The sequence below is a fragment of the Streptomyces sp. NBC_00572 genome, from assembly GCF_026341815.1.
Classification (GTDB): domain Bacteria; phylum Actinomycetota; class Actinomycetes; order Streptomycetales; family Streptomycetaceae; genus Streptomyces.
The window spans coordinates 455,155-470,572 of record NZ_JAPENX010000001.1 but is presented as its reverse complement, the minus strand read 5'-3'; the positions used below and the strand labels follow the sequence as shown (position 1 = coordinate 470,572).

Sequence of the window (15,418 nt, the reverse complement as noted above, 5' to 3'; positions counted from 1 at the left end):
CGGGGGCGAGGGAGCGCCCAGGGGGCGCCTCCGCCCGGCCCCGGCACGGGCTGGGCCGAACGGGTGCGTGGGACTCGGTAACCTTGGGGAGGTCCCTTGCATCCCCGCCGGGTCCTGCCACTCACCCCAGGAAGGTGTTCCCACCGTGGAATCCGTGATCGTCGCCATCGACGGGCCCTCCGGCACGGGCAAGTCCAGCACCTCGAAGGCGGTCGCCGCCAAGCTGGGTCTGAGCTACCTCGACACCGGCGCCCAGTACCGGGCGATCACCTGGTGGATGATCAGCAACGGCGTGGACGTCCACGACGCCGAAGCCGTCGCCAACGCCGCCGCCAAGCCGGTCATCGTCTCCGGCACCGACCCGGCGCGGCCCACCATCACCGTCGACGGAGCCGACGCCGCCGGACCCATCCGTACCGAAGAGGTCACCTCCAAGGTCAGCGCCGTCAGCGCCGTCCCCGAGGTGCGGGAGCTCATCACCGACCTCCAGCGGACCATCGCCAAGGGCGCCGAGCACGGCATCGTCGTCGAGGGCCGGGACATCGGCACCACCGTCCTCCCCGACGCCGACCTGAAGATCTTCCTCACCGCCTCGCCCGAGGCCCGCGCCGCCCGCCGCTCCGGCGAGCTCAAGGGCGTCGACGTGCACGCGACGAAGGAAGCCCTGATCAAGCGGGACGCGGCCGACTCCAGCCGGAAGACCTCCCCGCTCGCCAAGGCCGACGACGCCGTCGAGGTCGACACCACCGAGCTCACGCTCGACCAGGTCATCGAGTGCGTCGTCACCCTGGTGGACGAGAAGAGGGCGGACGCGAAGTGACCCTGCCCTCCGGGAGGGGCGCCGCCGTCGGCCGACGCATCGGCATCGGACTGATGTACGGCTTCTGGAAGCCGCGCGTCCTCGGCGCCTGGCGGGTGCCGACCTCCGGCCCCGCCATCTTCGCCGTCAACCACGCGCACAACATCGACGGCCCCATGCTCATGGGCACCGCACCGCGCCCCGTGCACTTCCTCATCAAGAAGGAGGCGTTCGTCGGCCCGCTCGGCAGCTTCCTGGAGGGCATCGGGCAGCTCAAGGTGGACCGTGACAGCACCGACCGCACCGCGATAGGCAACGCCCTGGGCGTCCTGGAGCAGGGCGGCGTCCTCGGGATCTTCCCCGAGGGCACCCGGGGCGACGGCGACTTCGCCTCGCTCCGCGCGGGCCTCGCGTACTTCGCCGTCCGCAGCGGCGCGCCGATCGTCCCGGTCGCCGTGCTGGGAAGCACGGAGCGCCGCGGACGGTTGGTCAAGGCACTGCCTCCGCTGCGCGCCCGCGTCGACGTCGTCTTCGGTGACGCCTTCGACGCGGGGGACGGCTCCGGCCGGCGCACCCGCAAGGCGCTCGACGAGGCCACCGTACGAATCCAGGGGAAGCTCACCGACCACCTGGAAAACGCCAGGCGCCTCACCGGGCGCTGAGCGAGACTTTCAGTAGTGGGCCCCGCGGCCCGGGGACCCACCGACCACGAATGATCAAGGAACGGACTTCATGAACGACCAGCACGACCACGGGGCACTTGGCGACGCCGAGTACGCGGAGTTCATGGAGCTCGCCTCCGAAGAAGGCTTCGACGTCGAAGAGGTCGAGGGCGCGATCGAGGAGGCCGGCCACGGCCCGCTTCCCGTCCTCGCCGTCGTCGGCCGCCCGAACGTCGGCAAGTCGACCCTGGTGAACCGCATCATCGGCCGCCGTGAGGCCGTCGTCGAGGACAAGCCGGGCGTCACCCGCGACCGCGTCACCTACGAGGCCGAATGGGCCGGGCGCCGCTTCAAGGTCGTCGACACCGGCGGCTGGGAGCAGGACGTCCTCGGCATCGACGCCTCCGTCGCCGCCCAGGCCGAGTACGCCATCGAGGCCGCCGACGCCTGTCTCTTCGTCGTGGACGCCACCGTCGGCGCCACCGACACCGACGAGGCCGTCGTCAGGCTGCTCCGCCGCTCCGGGAAGCCGGTCGTCCTCGCCGCCAACAAGGTCGACGGACAGTCCGGTGAGGCCGACGCCACCATGCTCTGGTCCCTGGGCCTCGGCGAGCCGTTCCCCGTCTCCTCGCTGCACGGACGCGGCACCGGCGACCTTCTCGACGAGGTCCTGAAGGCGCTGCCCGAGGCCCCCGAGCAGCGCTTCGGCAACGCCGTCGGCGGCCCGCGCCGCATCGCCCTCATCGGCCGCCCCAACGTCGGCAAGTCCTCCCTGCTCAACAAGGTGGCGGGCGAGGACCGGGTGGTCGTCAACGAGCTGGCCGGCACCACCCGCGACCCGGTCGACGAGCTCATCGAGCTCGGCGGTGTGACGTGGAAGTTCGTCGACACCGCCGGCATCCGCAAGAAGGTCCACCTCCAGGAGGGCGCGGACTACTACGCCTCCCTGCGGACCGCGGCCGCCATCGAGAAGGCGGAGGTGGCCGTCATCCTCATCGACACCACCGACAACATCTCGGTCCAGGACCAGCGCATCATCACGACGGCGGTCGAGTCGGGCCGCGCCATCGTCATCGCCTACAACAAGTGGGACGAGCTGGACGAGGAGCGCCGCTACTACCTCGAGCGCGAGATCGAGACCGAGATGCAGCAGGTCGCCTGGGCGCCCCGGGTCAACGTCTCCGCCAAGACCGGCCGCCACATGGAGAAGCTGGTCCCGGCCATCGAGACCGCGCTCGCCGGCTGGGAGACCCGCGTCCCCACCGGCCGGCTGAACGCCTTCCTCGGTGAGATCGTCGCGGCCCACCCGCACCCGATCCGCGGCGGCAAGCAGCCCCGCATCCTGTTCGGTACGCAGGCGGGCACCAAGCCGCCCCGCTTCGTGCTCTTCGCCTCGGGCTTCCTGGAGGCCGGCTACCGCCGCTTCATCGAGCGTCGCCTCCGCGAGGAGTTCGGCTTCGAGGGCACCCCGATCCACATCTCGGTGCGCGTGCGCGAGAAGCGCAGCCGCAAGAAGTGACCCTCCGGGGTGAGACACGGCGGAGGGCCGGGGCGATCGCGCCCCGGCCCTCCGCCGTTCCCCCGGTGTGCCCCTAGAAGCCCCTGCGGGGCCCCGGTGGCAGTGCCACCTGCGTAGGGGTGGACGGGTACTGCGCCGACCACGCCGTCGGATACGACGACGTGCCGTACCGGTGGCCCTGCCCGTGTCCGTACACACCCGTGCTCACCGCCGTACCGAAGGCCCGGAACGTCAGCTCCTCCTCGCCGCTGCGGTCACCCGGCAGCGTGCGGAACGACCTGCGGTACTCCGAGTACAGGGCGTCGTAGATCGGCGTGGGCGAGGCCCCCGCCGAGACGTCCTGCGCCGGGCGCATCGAAGGGATCTGACTCGGATACGGCTGGAGGAAGGGGTCGTATGCGTGCACGTAGGTGCCAACGACCCCGCCGCCCGTCGGATGCGGGCGGCTCTCCGAAAGAGGTGCAGGCCGGGGGCGTGGCACGGTCGGGACCGCAGGTCCCGCGGAGCCCGCCGACCCCGTCGGTACGCCGGGGACCCGCGTCCACCCTATGCCCGGCCGCCCCTCGTTCATCAGGTACCGGCCAGCGGCATCGCGGCGGCGACCAGCCGCCCGTTCGCCGCGGCCTTCTCGAGGGCGTCCCGCAGCAGGTCCTCGCGCGGCTGCTGGCCGATCGAGCCCACCGGGGCGGCGAAGACCAGCACCGTGTGCGACTTGTTGGCCGCCGCGCGCCAGCCCTCGGTGACCTGCAGCGGCTGGTGCGCCTGCCACCAGGCGGCCTGCCCGGCGCCGCCGGGGCCCGGCTGGAGGACGGAGTGCAGCTGGCCCATGGCGACCAGGACCGACCAGCCCGGCAGCACCGCCGGCTTCTCGTCCAGGTTCATGACCTGGTGGAAGCCCTGGTCGGCCAGGAGCGGCAGGAACTCGTCGGTGAGACCGTCCGAACCCGGGCGGGCCACCGGGGCGGTCGGCTCCACGACCAGGGCCGGGTGGAGCTCGCCCTCGATCAGGACGAGACCGCTGGTGACGCCGAGCACGGCCTGCTCGGGGTGGGCGGCGGACAGCGCGTCGGCGGTGTCCGAGGCCGTGATGGAGGCGACGGCGCCCTGGAGCTGCTCCTCGGCGACCCGGACGACCTGCGACGGAATGCAGCTGGCGTGGGCGAACGCGAGGACCGCGGTCTCGTCGCCGACGAACAGCACCGTGCTGGTGCGCTCCTGCTCGGAGTCCCCCTGCGTGCGGCAGGAGGTGCAGTCGTAGCTGCCCGGGGCGTTGTCGCCGGCGAGCAGCCGGTCCGCTTCTTCGTCGCCGATCTCGGCGCGTACGTCCTCGCTGACGTCGAGCATGCGCGGCACGGGGGGCTCCCTGGACTCGGTACGGGGGGACGCCGGGCCGTTCCCGGTCGTCTCATGACGAGTTCAACGGGTCAGGCTCGGCCGGGGTCACGCGTGGAAGCGAGGCAACTTGCCACCGGCTCGTGCGGCGGGGCCGGTGACTCCGACCGGGTGGGGTGTGAACACTGTTCCGCGCGGCACGGGCCGGGGGCGTCGGGAGGCTGCCTAGCCTGCCCCGATGTCGAAGATCCGATTTTGGACAGCCGGTTCTCTCGTGGCGGCGTCCGCGGCCGCGCTGCTGACCCTGGCTCCGGCACCCGCGCAGGCCCGGGACGTGCCGACGGGGCCCCGGAACACGTCCGCCGTCCTTCTGGACGTGGCCGACGGGCTTCGCGCGGCCGCCGCCGTGCCCTCGTACGCCTGCGCCGCGGACCAGTGGCCGTGGGGCTGCGTCGCCCAGTGCGAGAGCAGCGGCAACTGGCACATCAACACCGGCAACGGCTTCTACGGCGGGCTCCAGTTCTGGCACCCGACCTGGGTCGAGCACGGCGGACTGCGCTACGCCCCACGCGCCGACCTGGCGACTCGGCCGCAGCAGATCACCGTCGCGGAGGAGGTGCTCCGCACCCAGGGATGGGGGGCCTGGCCCGTCTGCTCCAAGCGGTACGGGCTCAGCGGGCGCGTCCACACCGTCCAGACCGGCGACACCCTCAGCTCCATCGCCCGCCGCTTCGGGATCAAGGGCGGCTGGCAGGCGCTGTACGCGGCGAACCGGAGCCTGATCGGGCCGAATCCGAACCGGGTCGTCGTCGGGACGATGCTGCGGATCGACCGGCTGTGAGGGTCCTCGCTCCCGTCAGGTGAGCTCGGCGGGCTCCCCGCTGAACGCGAGGGAGCCACGCCGCAGCTCGTGTACGAGCGTCCCGGGCGGCAGTCCGTCCGGGACGCGCTGCTCCGCCAGGACCACGGCCGCGCCGCCCTCCACGGCGAGCGCCGCGAGCCTGTCGTACGTACGGGCCGCGACCGGCGGGGCCAGGCCGAGCGACGGCTCGTCGACCAGCACCACGCGCGCGTGAGCCGTGAGCAGGGCGCGGGAGAGGGCCAGCATGCGGCGCTCCCCACCGGAGAGGGTTCCGGCGGTCCGGTCCAGGAGGGGGACGAGTTCGGGGTACGAGGGCTGGGCCCCGGGCGTCGTGAGCGCGAGGTTCTCGGCGACGGTGAGGCTCGCGTACACCGCCTGACGGTCCGGTACGAAACAGAGGCCCCGGCGCGCCCGTTCGTGCGCCGACAAGCGGGTCACGTCGGTGCCCCGCCACAGGACCCGGCCCGTCGAGAGCCGCACGGTACCGGCGAGGGCGCGGAGGGCCGTCGTACGGCCCGAGCCGTTACGGCCCAGGAGCACGGTGACCGTGCCGGCCGGGACGGGCAGGTCCAGGCCGTGCAGGGCCTCCAGGGGGCCGTAGCGGACCCGGGCGGCGCGCAGGGCGATCTCGATGCTCATGGTTCGGCCCTCATGACACGATCCGGCCGCCTTCCATGGTGTGCACCGTGTGGGCGATCCCGGCGACGAGATCCGGGTCGTGCTCGACGACGAGGACGGTCAGGCCGTCGGCGGCGAGGGCGGCGAGGACCCGGCCGAGCGAGGCCGTCTCCGCGGCGTCGAGACCGGCGGCCGGCTCGTCGAGGAGCAGCGTGTGCGGCTGCCCCGCCAGCGCGCGGGCCAGCTCGACCCGGCGCAGGGTCCCGGTGGGCAGGTCCGCCGCCGTCGCGTGCCGTACGGGTCCGGCGAGGCCGAGGAGACGGAGGCTCCGCTCGACCGCGGCGGGGTCCCTTCGGACATGGCCCCGCTCCTCGCCGATGCGGACGTTCTCCTCGACGGTGAGGGAGGGGAAGACGGCGAGGCGCTGGAAGGTGCGGGCGATGCCGAGCCGAGTGCGGGCGTGGGCGGAGCGGTGGGTGATGTCGGCGCCGGCGAGGGTGATCCGGCCCTCGCGGGGGCGGAGGGTGCCCGCGAGACAGTCGAAGAGGGTGCTCTTGCCGGCGCCGTTGGGGCCGACGAGGGCGGTGATGCGGGAGGGGGCGAGGTCGAGGGTGATGTCGTCGAGCGCGGTGACCCCTCCGGGGTAGGTGAGGGTGAGGCCGGTCGCGCGGAGGCGGGGGACCGGGGGTCTTGTGGGGGGCGCGCCGCCATCGGCGGCCGCGGGTGGGTTCGCCTCGGCGCCGCCCGCGCGGGTGAGCGAGCGAAGTGCCGGTCTTCCCTCGGGTGGCCTCGCGCCGTCGGCCGCCTTCGGGGCGGGGGACTTCTGGGGGAGCAGGTTCATCAGTGGGGGGATTCTGGCCGTCATCGCGGCCAGGAGTCCCAGGGCCGCCGCCGCCGTGCCCGCGTGGGGGCCCGCGTCCAGCGTGGTCAGGAGGGCTGCCGCCGCCAGGGGGGTGAGGAGGCTGTCGGCGCCCAGGACCAGGACCGCGGCGAACCAGAGCAGGCCGCGGACCGGGTCGTACGCCTCCGGGTCGAAGGCGCGCAGGCCCATCCCGAGGAGGCCGCCGCCCAGGGCGGCCAGGGCCGCGCCCAGGACGAAGGCGAGGAGCTTCAGGCCGGGGACGGCGACGCCCGCCGCCTCCGCGCCCGGTTCGTGGTCCCGCAGCGCCGCGAGCGCCCGGCCGGTGCGGCCCCGGCGCAGGGCGGCGACCAGGACCAGGCAGCCCGCGAGGACGACCAGTTCGAGGGCGTAGAAGGCGCGGTCGTCGGAGAAGCCCGCCGGGCGGCCGAAGGACAGGCCCGCCGTCGCGTACGGCTGGGTGAGGACGAAGCGGCTCACCGCCACCCCGGTCGCGAGCGTCACGAGCGCGAGCGCCAGACCGTGCCGCCGGATCGCCGGCCAGCCCGTGAGCAGCCCCACCGCCCCGACCAGCGGCACCGCGAGGCCCAGGGCCAGGAGACCCGGCACCCCGCCCGCCGCGAGCAGCGCCGTGAACAGGGCGCCCAGGCCCGCGTACGCCGCCTGCCCGAGCGCGATCTGGCCGCCCCGCCCCGCCACCACGACCAGGGACAGCAGGATCACCGCCAGGGCCGGGACCTGGATCGCCGTCTGCAGGTCCGAGCCCGCGAAGCCGAGCGGGAGGAGGAACAGGACGCCCACGACGAGCCACACCGCCCCCGGCACCCGCCCGGAGCGCACCGGCGGCGGCAGCGCGTCCCGGCCCTTGCCGCCGATCCCCGGCATGACGAGCGCCGAGACGAGCAGCGCCACCACGAACAGGTTCGCCCCGACGGCCTGGAGCAGCGGCCCCGCCCAGCCTTCCGGGTGCAGCCGGGTGAGCTGGGCCTGGGCGACGCCGATCGCGAGCGCGGCCACCACCGCGACCGGCAGGGATCTCATCCGGGCGATGACCGCGACCGCGATCACCTCGACGACGAGCAGCGGCATCCCGTAGGGGTCGAGCCGTACGTACGGGGCGAGGAGCACCCCGGTGAGCCCGGCGGTGAAGGAGCCGAAGGCCCAGCCGGCCGCCGCGACCCGGTCCGCGTCGATCCCGGAGAGCACCGCGAGCGGCCGGTTGTCGATCACGGCCCGCAGCTCCCGCCCGAACCGGGTCCACCGGGTCACCGCCCCCAGCAGGCAGGCGAGCGCCACCACCGCCCCGAGCTGCGCCCAGGGATCGTCGCCGAGGAGCACCGGCACGTCGTCCCGCGCCCCGGGGCCCCACAGCAGCACCGCCGCGCCCACGAGCAGGACGAAGACGCCGATGGAGGCCACCAGGGACTGCGCCGGATTCGCCTCTCGCCGTGCGAGCGGCCGGAACACCGCGAGGTCCAGGACGAGCCCGAGGCCGGGGGCGACGACGAGGAGGGTGACGAGGGCGCCCGCCGGCAGCGGCCAGCCCCACACGACCACCAGCTGGCGGAGCACGTACGCGCAGATCATGGCCACCGCGCCGTGCGCCATGTTCAGGACGCCGGTCGCCCGGTAGGTGACGATCAGTCCGATCCCGGTGAGCGCGGCGGCGCTGCCGACCGCGAGGCCGGCGAGCGTCAGCTCGTACGTCAGGGAGGCCATCAGGGTGGCCAGGGTTCACAGACCGGGCAGGGGGCCAGGGTCGCCTCCCCCACCTCCGTCGCCTCCGGCTTGCCCTCGATCAGCGGGCAGTCCGGGCGGTGCGCGAGCGTGCCGCCCGGGACCCGGAGGAGCGGGCCCTCCGCGGACGGGGACGACTGCGGGGGAGTCTCCTCCGCAGCCGCTGCGCGCGGTTCCGGAGGGCGTACGTCACGCGCGTACGCCGCCAGGACGAGCACCGCGCCCGCCACGATCAGTGCCGCTCCCGGCACCGTGCACGAGGCCAGATAGGGCAGCTGCCGCTCGGCGAACCGCTCCCCGGAGATCCCGTACCAGCCGAGGACGCACAGCACCGCGCCCCCGGCGGCCGCCGCGAGACCGCTCCACAGCAGGATTCGGGATGTCGGCACAGCGGCCTCCCTCGTCATCTCTCTTGCACTATGCCCCGATCTTGCACTATGTCCTGATACGTCCCACCCTGGAAGCATCGGGGCACAGGGCCCGGAGGGACACCCGGTGGTGAGCCACATGGTTTTCGCACGACTCGGCCGAGGCCCCCGGCTCGCCGCCCTCGCGGCCGCCGCCGTCCTGGTGCTCACCCCCGTCCTCGCGGGCTGCTCCGACGACGGCGCAGGCGGCGGAGAGGGCCGCTACGACGGCACCGAGACCTCGGCCCCGTCCACGGCGGCCGACGAACCCGACGACCCCGCCGCCGCCCGGGCCGAGATCACCGAGAACTGGACGGCGTTCTTCGACCCCAAGACCCCCGCCGCCGAGCGGGTCAAGCTCCTGGAGAACGGGGAGCAGATGCAGGAGGTCCTCGGCGCCTTCGGCGGCGACAAGAACGCCGCCATGACCTCGGCGAAGGTCACCGGCGTCGAGTTCACCTCCGCCACCGAGGCCAACGTGACGTACGACCTGCTGGTCGGCGGAGCCCCCGCCCTGCCCGACTCGCAGGGCACGTCCGTCCTCCAGAACGACACCTGGAAGGTCACCGTGAAGACGCTGTGCGGCCTGGTCCAGCTGAGCGGTGTCACCGTTCCGGGCTGCTGAGGCGGGAGCGGCGCTGCTCCTGGCCCTGCTGCTCCTTCTCCTCACGGCCTGCGGCAGCCGGCTCCCGGAGCGCGCCTTCGAGACGCGGCCCACCGCCAACCCCTCCGGCGGTGAGCCGCTCCGCGTCGGGATCATCACCAGCGTCACCAGCCCCGTCGGCGGGCAGGCCTTCACGGGCACGCGCGACGGAGCCCGCGCCTACTTCGACGCCCTCAACGCGCGCGGTGGCCTGGACGGCCGCCGCATCGAGGTCGAGACCTGCGACGACGGCGGCAGCGGCGTCGGCAACAACGCGTGCGTGCACCGGCTCATCGACGAACGCCGGGTCTTCGCGCTCGTCGCCACCACCGCCCTGAACTACGCGGGCGCGCCCCTCGTCTCCCGCGCCGGCGTCCCCGACATCGGCGGCCAGCCCCTCACCCCCGCGTACGACACCTATCCGCACCTCTACGGGATCTACGGCACCTCCGCCCCGCGCACCGGGAAGGAACCCGGCTGGGGCGGGGTGCTGTACGGCGGGACCGAGGTCTACCGCTGGTTCAAGGAGAAGCAGGGGGCACGGACCGCCGCCGTCGTCTCCTACAACCAGGCCGCGTCCGCCGGGTACGCCCGGCTGGTCACCCGGGGCCTGCGCGCCGAGGGCTACCGGGTCGTCGAGGAACAGGTGGACTTCGCCCTGCCCAACTTCCGCGCGGTCGCCGCCGATCTGCGCGCCCAGCACGTCGACGTCCTCTTCGACGCCATGGACACCCACGGCAACGTGCGCCTCTGCGAGGCGATGGAGACCCTCGGCGTACGGGTCGACGCCAAGGTCACCAACGTGCAGAACTGGTCCTCGTCCGTCGCCCGCGACTACGCCCGCGCGCCCGGCTGCCGGGACTCACTCTGGGTGACCGGATCCAGCCGCAACCACCAGGACACCGGGCAGCCGGCCGTCCGCGAGTTCCGGGCGGCGATGGGGGACCGGCCGCTGTCGCAGTGGCAGCTGGAGGGGTGGGCGGCGGCGATGTGGTTCACCGACGCGGCCCGCTCCTGCCTCGCCGGAGGCGGGCTCACGCGCGCGTGCGTCGAGGAGTTCATCAACCGACCGGAGCCGTACTCCGCGCGCGGGCTGCTGCTCCCCGTCCGCTACGAGCGGCTGGCGCGACCGCCCGCGACCCGGAACACCTGTCTGTCCGTGGCCCGTTGGCAGGACGGCCGGGGCTGGGTGAGCCAGGGCGAGATGACGGAGAACTGCGCGACCGTGCCCCAGCTCGGCTACCGCCCGTGAACGGCGGCTCGTCACCGGCAGTACAGTCGGGCGACCGATCAACTGACCGGGGGGAACCGGCAGCGCGATGCGTATTTCCTTTCTGCTCCACAACGGCTATCACTACGGCGGCACGATCCGGACGACGTTCACCCTCGCCGAGGAACTGGCGGAACGTCACGAGGTCGAGATCGTCTCGGTGTTCCGCCACCGCGACCGCCCGCTCCTCGGCCTGCCCTCAGGGGTGACCCTGCGCCACCTCGTCGACCTGCGCAAGGACAGCCCCGGATACGACGGCGACCACCCCGACTTCCACCGCCCCGCCGAGGTCTTCCCGCGCGGCGACGGCCGCTGGAAGCAGTACAGCGCGCTCACCGACGCCCGGATCGGGGAGCACCTGCGCGGCGTCGAGACCGACGTCCTCGTCGGCACCCGCCCCGGGCTCAACGTGCAGCTCGCCCGACAGGCCCGGCGGGGGCCGGTCCTCGTAGGCCAGGAGCACCTGATCCTGGACGGCCACACCTTCCGGCTGCGCCGGGACATCCGGCACGAGTACGCGCTCCTCGACGCCGTCACCACCGTCACCGAGGCGGACGCCCGCGCCTACCGGAAGCTGGGGCTGCCCGGCGTACGGATCGAGTCCGTGCCCAACAGCGTCCCCGCGCCCCCGGTGCCGCCCGCCGACCCCGCGGCGAAGACCGTCGTCGCGGCCGGCCGGCTCACCCAGGTCAAGCGGTACGACGTGCTGATCGACGCCTTCGCCGAGGTGGCCGCCGACCACCCCGACTGGAAGCTGCGGATCTACGGCAGCGGCGACGCCGTCCAGAACCTCAGGGGGCCGCTGACCCGGCAGATCAAGGACCGGGGCCTCGGCGAGCAGGTCTTCCTGATGGGCTCGGTGACCCCGCCGGAACCCGAGCTGGTCAAGGCCTCCATCGCCGCCGTGACCTCAGAGCGCGAATCCTTCGGCATGACCATCGTCGAGGCGATGCGCTGCGGACTCCCGGTGGTCTCCACCGACTGCCCGCACGGGCCGCGCGAGATCATCCAGGACGGGGTCGACGGGTTCCTGGTGCCGGTCGACGACGTGGCCGCGTTCGCGCGGGCGCTGCGCCGGCTGGTGGAGGACGACGAGCTGCGCGCCAAGACGGCACGGGCGGCGCTCGAAGCGTCCGAGCGCTTCGACCCGGTCCGGATCGCCGCCCGGCACGAGGCGCTCTGGACGGAACTCGTCGAGCGGGGCGCCGCCGCGCGCGCCCACCCCCAGGGCCGGGTGACGCTCCACCGTGGGGCCGGGCGGGCGATCGACGCGGTCTACAGCCTGAAGGCGAAGGTCGGCCGGCTGGTCCGCCGCTTCCGCTGACGACCGCGTTCCGCGTGCGTCGGCGCCCGCCCTCGTGGATCGCCGCGTACCCCGTGGACCGCCGGGGTACCCCTTGCATCGAGGACAGAAGTCGTCCGCGAGGGCTGACAGACTCGGAACCATGTTGGAGACCTCCGCACGGCTCTTGCGTCTGCTCTCGTTGCTCCAGGCCCACCGCGAGTGGTCCGGTGCCGACCTCGCCGACCGGCTCGGGGTCACGCCCCGCACCGTACGGCGGGACGTCGACCGGCTCCGCGAGCTCGGGTATCCGGTCAACGCGAGCCCCGGGACCGGCGGCGGCTACCAGCTGGGCGCCGGGGCCGAGCTGCCGCCGCTGCTCCTCGACGACGAGGAGGCAGTGGCGGTCGCCGTCGGCCTGCGCGCCGCCGCCGGGCAGGGTGTCGAGGGCATCGGCGAGAGCTCCGTACGCGCCCTCGCCAAGCTGGAGCAGGTGCTGCCCGGGCGGCTGCGGCGCCGGGTGAGCGCCCTGAACGCCTTCACCGTGCCGATGCTGCGCACCCCGCGCGACCGGATCGACCCGGCGGTGCTCACCGATCTCGCCAACGCCTGCCGGGACACCGAGCGGCTGCGCTTCGAATACCGGGACCACGGCGGGGCCGTCACCCGCAGGACCGTCGAGCCGCACCGCCTGGTGTGCAGCGAGCGGCGCTGGTACCTGGTCGCCTGGGACGTGGACCGGGCCGACTGGCGGACCTTCCGGGCCGACCGGATCGTGCCGACACCGCCGCACGGTCCCCGCTTCCCGCCCCGCGAGCCGCCCGCCGAGGATCTGGCCGCCTATGTGTCCAAGGGCGTGTCCACCGCCGCGTACGCGACCGAGGCGACGATCCGGCTGCATGTGCCACTCGCCGAGGCCGCCGCGGCCGTCGGCGCCGCCGACGGCGTCCTGACGGCGGACGGGGAGGACACCTGCCTGCTGCGCACCGGCGCCCACAGCCTCGACGTGATGGTGATCCACGTGTCGCTGATCGGCTTCGAGTTCGAGGTGCTCGACCCGCCCGAGCTGGTCGACCGGGTGCGGGCGCTCAGAGACCTGTTGTCCCGGTCCCTCGACCGCTCGGCTGGCGCTCAGGTGGAGGGCTCGTGATCCGCATCCGCTCGTAGGCCGCGAACTCCGGGTGGTGCAGGTCGAAGGCCGGCGACTCGGAGCGGATCCGGGGCACGGCGTCGAAGTTGTGCCGGGGCGGCGGGCAGGAGGTGGCCCATTCGAGGGAGCGGCCGAAGCCCCACGGGTCGTCCAGGTCGACCTTCGGCGCGTACAGGGCGGTCCGCCACACGTTGTAGAGGAACGGCAGTGTGGACGCGCCGAGCAGGAAGGCGCCGATGGTCGACACGGTGTTGAGCGTGGTGAAGCCGTCCGCCTCCAGGTAGTCGGCGTACCGGCGGGGCATGCCCTCGGCGCCGAGCCAGTGCTGCACCAGGAAGGTCAGGTGGAAGCCGACGAAGAGGGTCCAGAAGTGGATCTTCCCGAGGCGCTCGTCGAGCATCCGGCCGGTGAACTTGGGCCACCAGAAGTAGAAGCCGGCGAAGGTCGCGAAGACGACCGTGCCGAAGACCGTGTAGTGGAAGTGGGCGACCACGAAGTACGAGTCGGTGACTTGGAAGTCCATCGGAGGCGAGGCGAGGATCACTCCGGTGAGGCCGCCGAAGAGGAACGACACCAGGAAGCCGACGGACCACAGCATCGGGGTCTCGAAGGAGAGCGAGCCCCGCAGCATCGTCCCGGTCCAGTTGAAGAACTTCACCCCGGTGGGCACCGCGATGAGGAACGAGAGCAGCGAGAAGAACGGCAGCAGCACCGCGCCCGTGGCGAACATGTGGTGGGCCCAGACGACCACCGACAGGCCGGTGATCGCCATGGTGGCGGCGATCAGCGTGGTGTAGCCGAAGATCGGCTTGCGGGCGAAGACGGGGATGATCTCGCTGACGATCCCGAAGAACGGCAGCGCGATGATGTAGACCTCGGGGTGGCCGAAGAACCAGAAGAGGTGCTGCCAGAGCAGCGCGCCGCCGTTCTCGGGCTGGAAGACCACCGAGCCGAGGCGTCGGTCCGCCTCCAGGACGAGCAGGGCGGCGGCCAGCACGGGAAAGGCGACGATCACGAGGACCGCGGTGAAGAGCACGTTCCAGGTGAAGATCGGCATCCGGAACATGGTCATGCCGGGCGCCCGCATCCCGATGATGGTCGCGAGGAAGTTCACCGAGGTGAGGATGGTGCCGAAGCCGGAGAGCGCGAGCCCCGTGATCCACAGGTCGACGCCGGCGCCGGGGGACCGCTCCAGGCTGTTGAGCGGGGCGTAGGCGGTCCAGCCGAAGGCGGCCGGGCCGGTCGGGGTGAGCAGCGAGCCGAGCACCATCAGACTGCCGAAGAGGAACAGCCAGTACGAGAACATGTTCAGCCGCGGGAAGGCGACGTCCGGCGAGCCGATCTGCAGCGGCACCAGCTCGTTGGCGAACCCGGCGAAGGTCGGCGTCGCGAAGAGCAGCAGCATGATCGTGCCGTGCAGGGTGAAGGCCTGGTTGAACTCCTGGTTCGTGAGCAGCTGGAGTCCCGGGCGGGCCAGCTCGGCCCGCATCAGCATCGCCATCAGCCCGGCGATGAGGAAGAAGACGAACGCGGTCACCAGATAGAGGTGGCCGATCTTCTTGTGGTCGGTCGTGGTGAGCCAGTCGATCAGCACCCTGCCGTGCCGTTCACGGGCCGATTCGACGGTCGCGGTCGCTGTCCCGTTGCCCATCCCGCTGCCTCCGCCTCGCCGTCGTCCCGGCTCCGCGTCTCCGGGCGTTCGGACAGCGTAAGCATTGTGTAAGGGAAGAGTGAGCGGCTCGCGTGCGCGTCGCCGAGACAATTCGCGGCGGGCGGCCCGGGAAGCGGGAATTACGCGCGCCCTATCGGGAGTTCCGGCCCCTTCGTGCGAACTGCTGGATGCGCTTCGGAATTACTGGAGAAACGGCCGGAATCCGTCTCGTCGAGTGACCGAGGTCATGCCAAACATATGTCGAGAACTTGTGACACAAGCGTGACCGCCAAGGGACTAACGTGAGGGCCATGGCACCCACTTCGCGCACTCCCGAACCGCCCCGCGACGCTCCCGAGTCCTATGTGGGCCTCGATGCGGAAGGCGCCGCACGGCTCGCCAGGACGCGGGGCTGGAGCACCGTCAGGTCGCTCCCGCCCGGCTCGATCATCACCATGGAGTACCTCGCCGGACGCATCAATTTCGAGGTCGAGAACGGCACGGTCACCCGCTGCTGGGTCGGCTGAGAGACCGGCGCGGGACGTACCGGGCGCAGCGGCGGCGCGCAGGGGCTGCCGCCGAGCTCGGGCGCCCGTACCCGGGTACGCGGAAGGGCCCCGGCCGATA

15 protein-coding genes are annotated in these 15,418 nt (G+C 72.8%); 9 read left to right on the top strand and 6 right to left on the bottom strand.

What is annotated here, in order from left to right:
- Positions 1–145: 145 nt before the first annotated feature.
- From cmk to der, 3 genes are all read left to right on the top strand, one after another.
- A complete protein-coding gene (cmk, locus tag OG514_RS02190; protein ID WP_266890247.1) occupies positions 146–820 on the top strand; it encodes a (d)CMP kinase in 675 nt (224 codons plus the stop codon).
- Positions 817–1,461, top strand: coding sequence for a 1-acyl-sn-glycerol-3-phosphate acyltransferase (locus tag OG514_RS02185; RefSeq protein WP_266890245.1), 645 nt, complete (start codon positions 817–819; stop codon positions 1,459–1,461). The genes cmk and OG514_RS02185 overlap by 4 nt, the downstream gene beginning before the upstream one ends.
- 70 nt (positions 1,462–1,531) lie before the next feature.
- A complete protein-coding gene (gene der, locus OG514_RS02180; protein ID WP_266890243.1) occupies positions 1,532–2,980 on the top strand; it encodes a ribosome biogenesis GTPase Der in 1,449 nt (482 codons plus the stop codon).
- Positions 2,981–3,053: 73 nt separating this feature from the next.
- Here der and OG514_RS02175 read toward each other — a convergent pair whose 3' ends face one another.
- Together OG514_RS02175 and OG514_RS02170 are read right to left on the bottom strand one after the other, a co-directional pair.
- The gene (locus tag OG514_RS02175; RefSeq protein ID WP_266890241.1) at positions 3,054–3,386 is read right to left on the bottom strand and encodes a hypothetical protein; all 333 of its coding nucleotides are present in this window, start codon (positions 3,384–3,386) and stop codon (positions 3,054–3,056) included.
- Positions 3,387–3,550: 164 nt separating this feature from the next.
- Positions 3,551–4,333, bottom strand: a complete 783-nt coding sequence (locus OG514_RS02170) for a hypothetical protein (protein WP_266890240.1) — start codon at positions 4,331–4,333, stop codon at positions 3,551–3,553.
- A gap of 217 nt (positions 4,334–4,550) precedes the next feature.
- Between OG514_RS02170 and OG514_RS02165 the strand changes: the two genes are divergently transcribed.
- Entirely contained in the window at positions 4,551–5,153 is a 603-nt protein-coding gene (locus OG514_RS02165; RefSeq protein ID WP_266890238.1) for a transglycosylase family protein, read from the top strand.
- Positions 5,154–5,168: 15 nt separating this feature from the next.
- Here OG514_RS02165 and OG514_RS02160 read toward each other — a convergent pair whose 3' ends face one another.
- From OG514_RS02160 to OG514_RS02150, 3 genes are read right to left on the bottom strand one after another with little or no spacing between them, the layout of a single operon-like run.
- Positions 5,169–5,813, bottom strand: coding sequence for an ATP-binding cassette domain-containing protein (locus tag OG514_RS02160; RefSeq protein WP_266890236.1), 645 nt, complete (start codon positions 5,811–5,813; stop codon positions 5,169–5,171).
- 10 nt (positions 5,814–5,823) lie between these two features.
- Positions 5,824–8,370 carry an ATP-binding cassette domain-containing protein gene (locus OG514_RS02155; RefSeq protein ID WP_266890234.1) on the bottom strand — a complete coding sequence of 849 codons (2,547 nt, stop codon included), beginning with the start codon at positions 8,368–8,370 and terminating at the stop codon, positions 5,824–5,826.
- On the bottom strand, positions 8,370–8,795 hold the full coding sequence (locus tag OG514_RS02150) for a hypothetical protein (protein WP_266890232.1): 426 nt from the start codon (positions 8,793–8,795) through the stop codon (positions 8,370–8,372). Before OG514_RS02150 ends, OG514_RS02155 begins: the two co-directional genes overlap by 1 nt.
- A 100-nt stretch (positions 8,796–8,895) precedes the next feature.
- Between OG514_RS02150 and OG514_RS02145 the strand changes: the two genes are divergently transcribed.
- The 4 genes from OG514_RS02145 (at position 8,896) to OG514_RS02130 (ending at position 13,140) form a co-directional block, all read left to right on the top strand.
- A complete protein-coding gene (locus OG514_RS02145; RefSeq protein WP_266890230.1) occupies positions 8,896–9,420 on the top strand; it encodes a hypothetical protein in 525 nt (174 codons plus the stop codon).
- Entirely contained in the window at positions 9,398–10,690 is a 1,293-nt protein-coding gene (locus OG514_RS02140) for an ABC transporter substrate-binding protein (RefSeq protein WP_266890228.1), read from the top strand. Before OG514_RS02145 ends, OG514_RS02140 begins: the two co-directional genes overlap by 23 nt.
- A gap of 67 nt (positions 10,691–10,757) precedes the next feature.
- Positions 10,758–12,032 carry a glycosyltransferase family 4 protein gene (locus OG514_RS02135; protein ID WP_266890226.1) on the top strand — a complete coding sequence of 425 codons (1,275 nt, stop codon included), beginning with the start codon at positions 10,758–10,760 and terminating at the stop codon, positions 12,030–12,032.
- 121 nt (positions 12,033–12,153) lie between these two features.
- Entirely contained in the window at positions 12,154–13,140 is a 987-nt protein-coding gene (locus OG514_RS02130) for a YafY family protein (protein ID WP_266890224.1), read from the top strand.
- On the opposite strand, the gene ctaD is transcribed toward OG514_RS02130, so the two are convergent.
- Complete coding sequence (gene ctaD / locus OG514_RS02125) at positions 13,079–14,791, bottom strand: cytochrome c oxidase subunit I (protein WP_266890222.1); 1,713 nt, start codon at positions 14,789–14,791, stop codon at positions 13,079–13,081. The genes OG514_RS02130 and ctaD overlap by 62 nt on opposite strands.
- Positions 14,792–15,102: 311 nt before the next feature.
- Between ctaD and OG514_RS02120 the strand changes: the two genes are divergently transcribed.
- Positions 15,103–15,318 (top strand): I78 family peptidase inhibitor, encoded by a 216-nt coding sequence (locus OG514_RS02120; protein ID WP_266890220.1) that lies wholly within the window; start codon positions 15,103–15,105, stop codon positions 15,316–15,318.
- The last annotated feature ends 100 nt before the right edge of the window (positions 15,319–15,418 follow it).

Bases quoted from the DNA above. Each gene is read 5' to 3' on its own strand.
- OG514_RS02135 (WP_266890226.1), top strand. From the start codon at position 10,758: ATGCGTATTTCCTTTCTGCTCCACAACGGCTATCACTACGGCGGCACG.
- OG514_RS02120 (WP_266890220.1), top strand. From the start codon at position 15,103: ATGGCACCCACTTCGCGCACTCCCGAACCGCCCCGCGACGCTCCCGAG.
- ctaD (WP_266890222.1), bottom strand. From the start codon at position 14,791: ATGGGCAACGGGACAGCGACCGCGACCGTCGAATCGGCCCGTGAACGG.
- OG514_RS02165 (WP_266890238.1), top strand. From the start codon at position 4,551: ATGTCGAAGATCCGATTTTGGACAGCCGGTTCTCTCGTGGCGGCGTCC.
- OG514_RS02145 (WP_266890230.1), top strand. From the start codon at position 8,896: ATGGTTTTCGCACGACTCGGCCGAGGCCCCCGGCTCGCCGCCCTCGCG.
- OG514_RS02150 (WP_266890232.1), bottom strand. From the start codon at position 8,795: ATGACGAGGGAGGCCGCTGTGCCGACATCCCGAATCCTGCTGTGGAGC.
- OG514_RS02155 (WP_266890234.1), bottom strand. From the start codon at position 8,370: ATGGCCTCCCTGACGTACGAGCTGACGCTCGCCGGCCTCGCGGTCGGC.
- der (WP_266890243.1), top strand. From the start codon at position 1,532: ATGAACGACCAGCACGACCACGGGGCACTTGGCGACGCCGAGTACGCG.
- OG514_RS02130 (WP_266890224.1), top strand. From the start codon at position 12,154: ATGTTGGAGACCTCCGCACGGCTCTTGCGTCTGCTCTCGTTGCTCCAG.
- OG514_RS02160 (WP_266890236.1), bottom strand. From the start codon at position 5,813: ATGAGCATCGAGATCGCCCTGCGCGCCGCCCGGGTCCGCTACGGCCCC.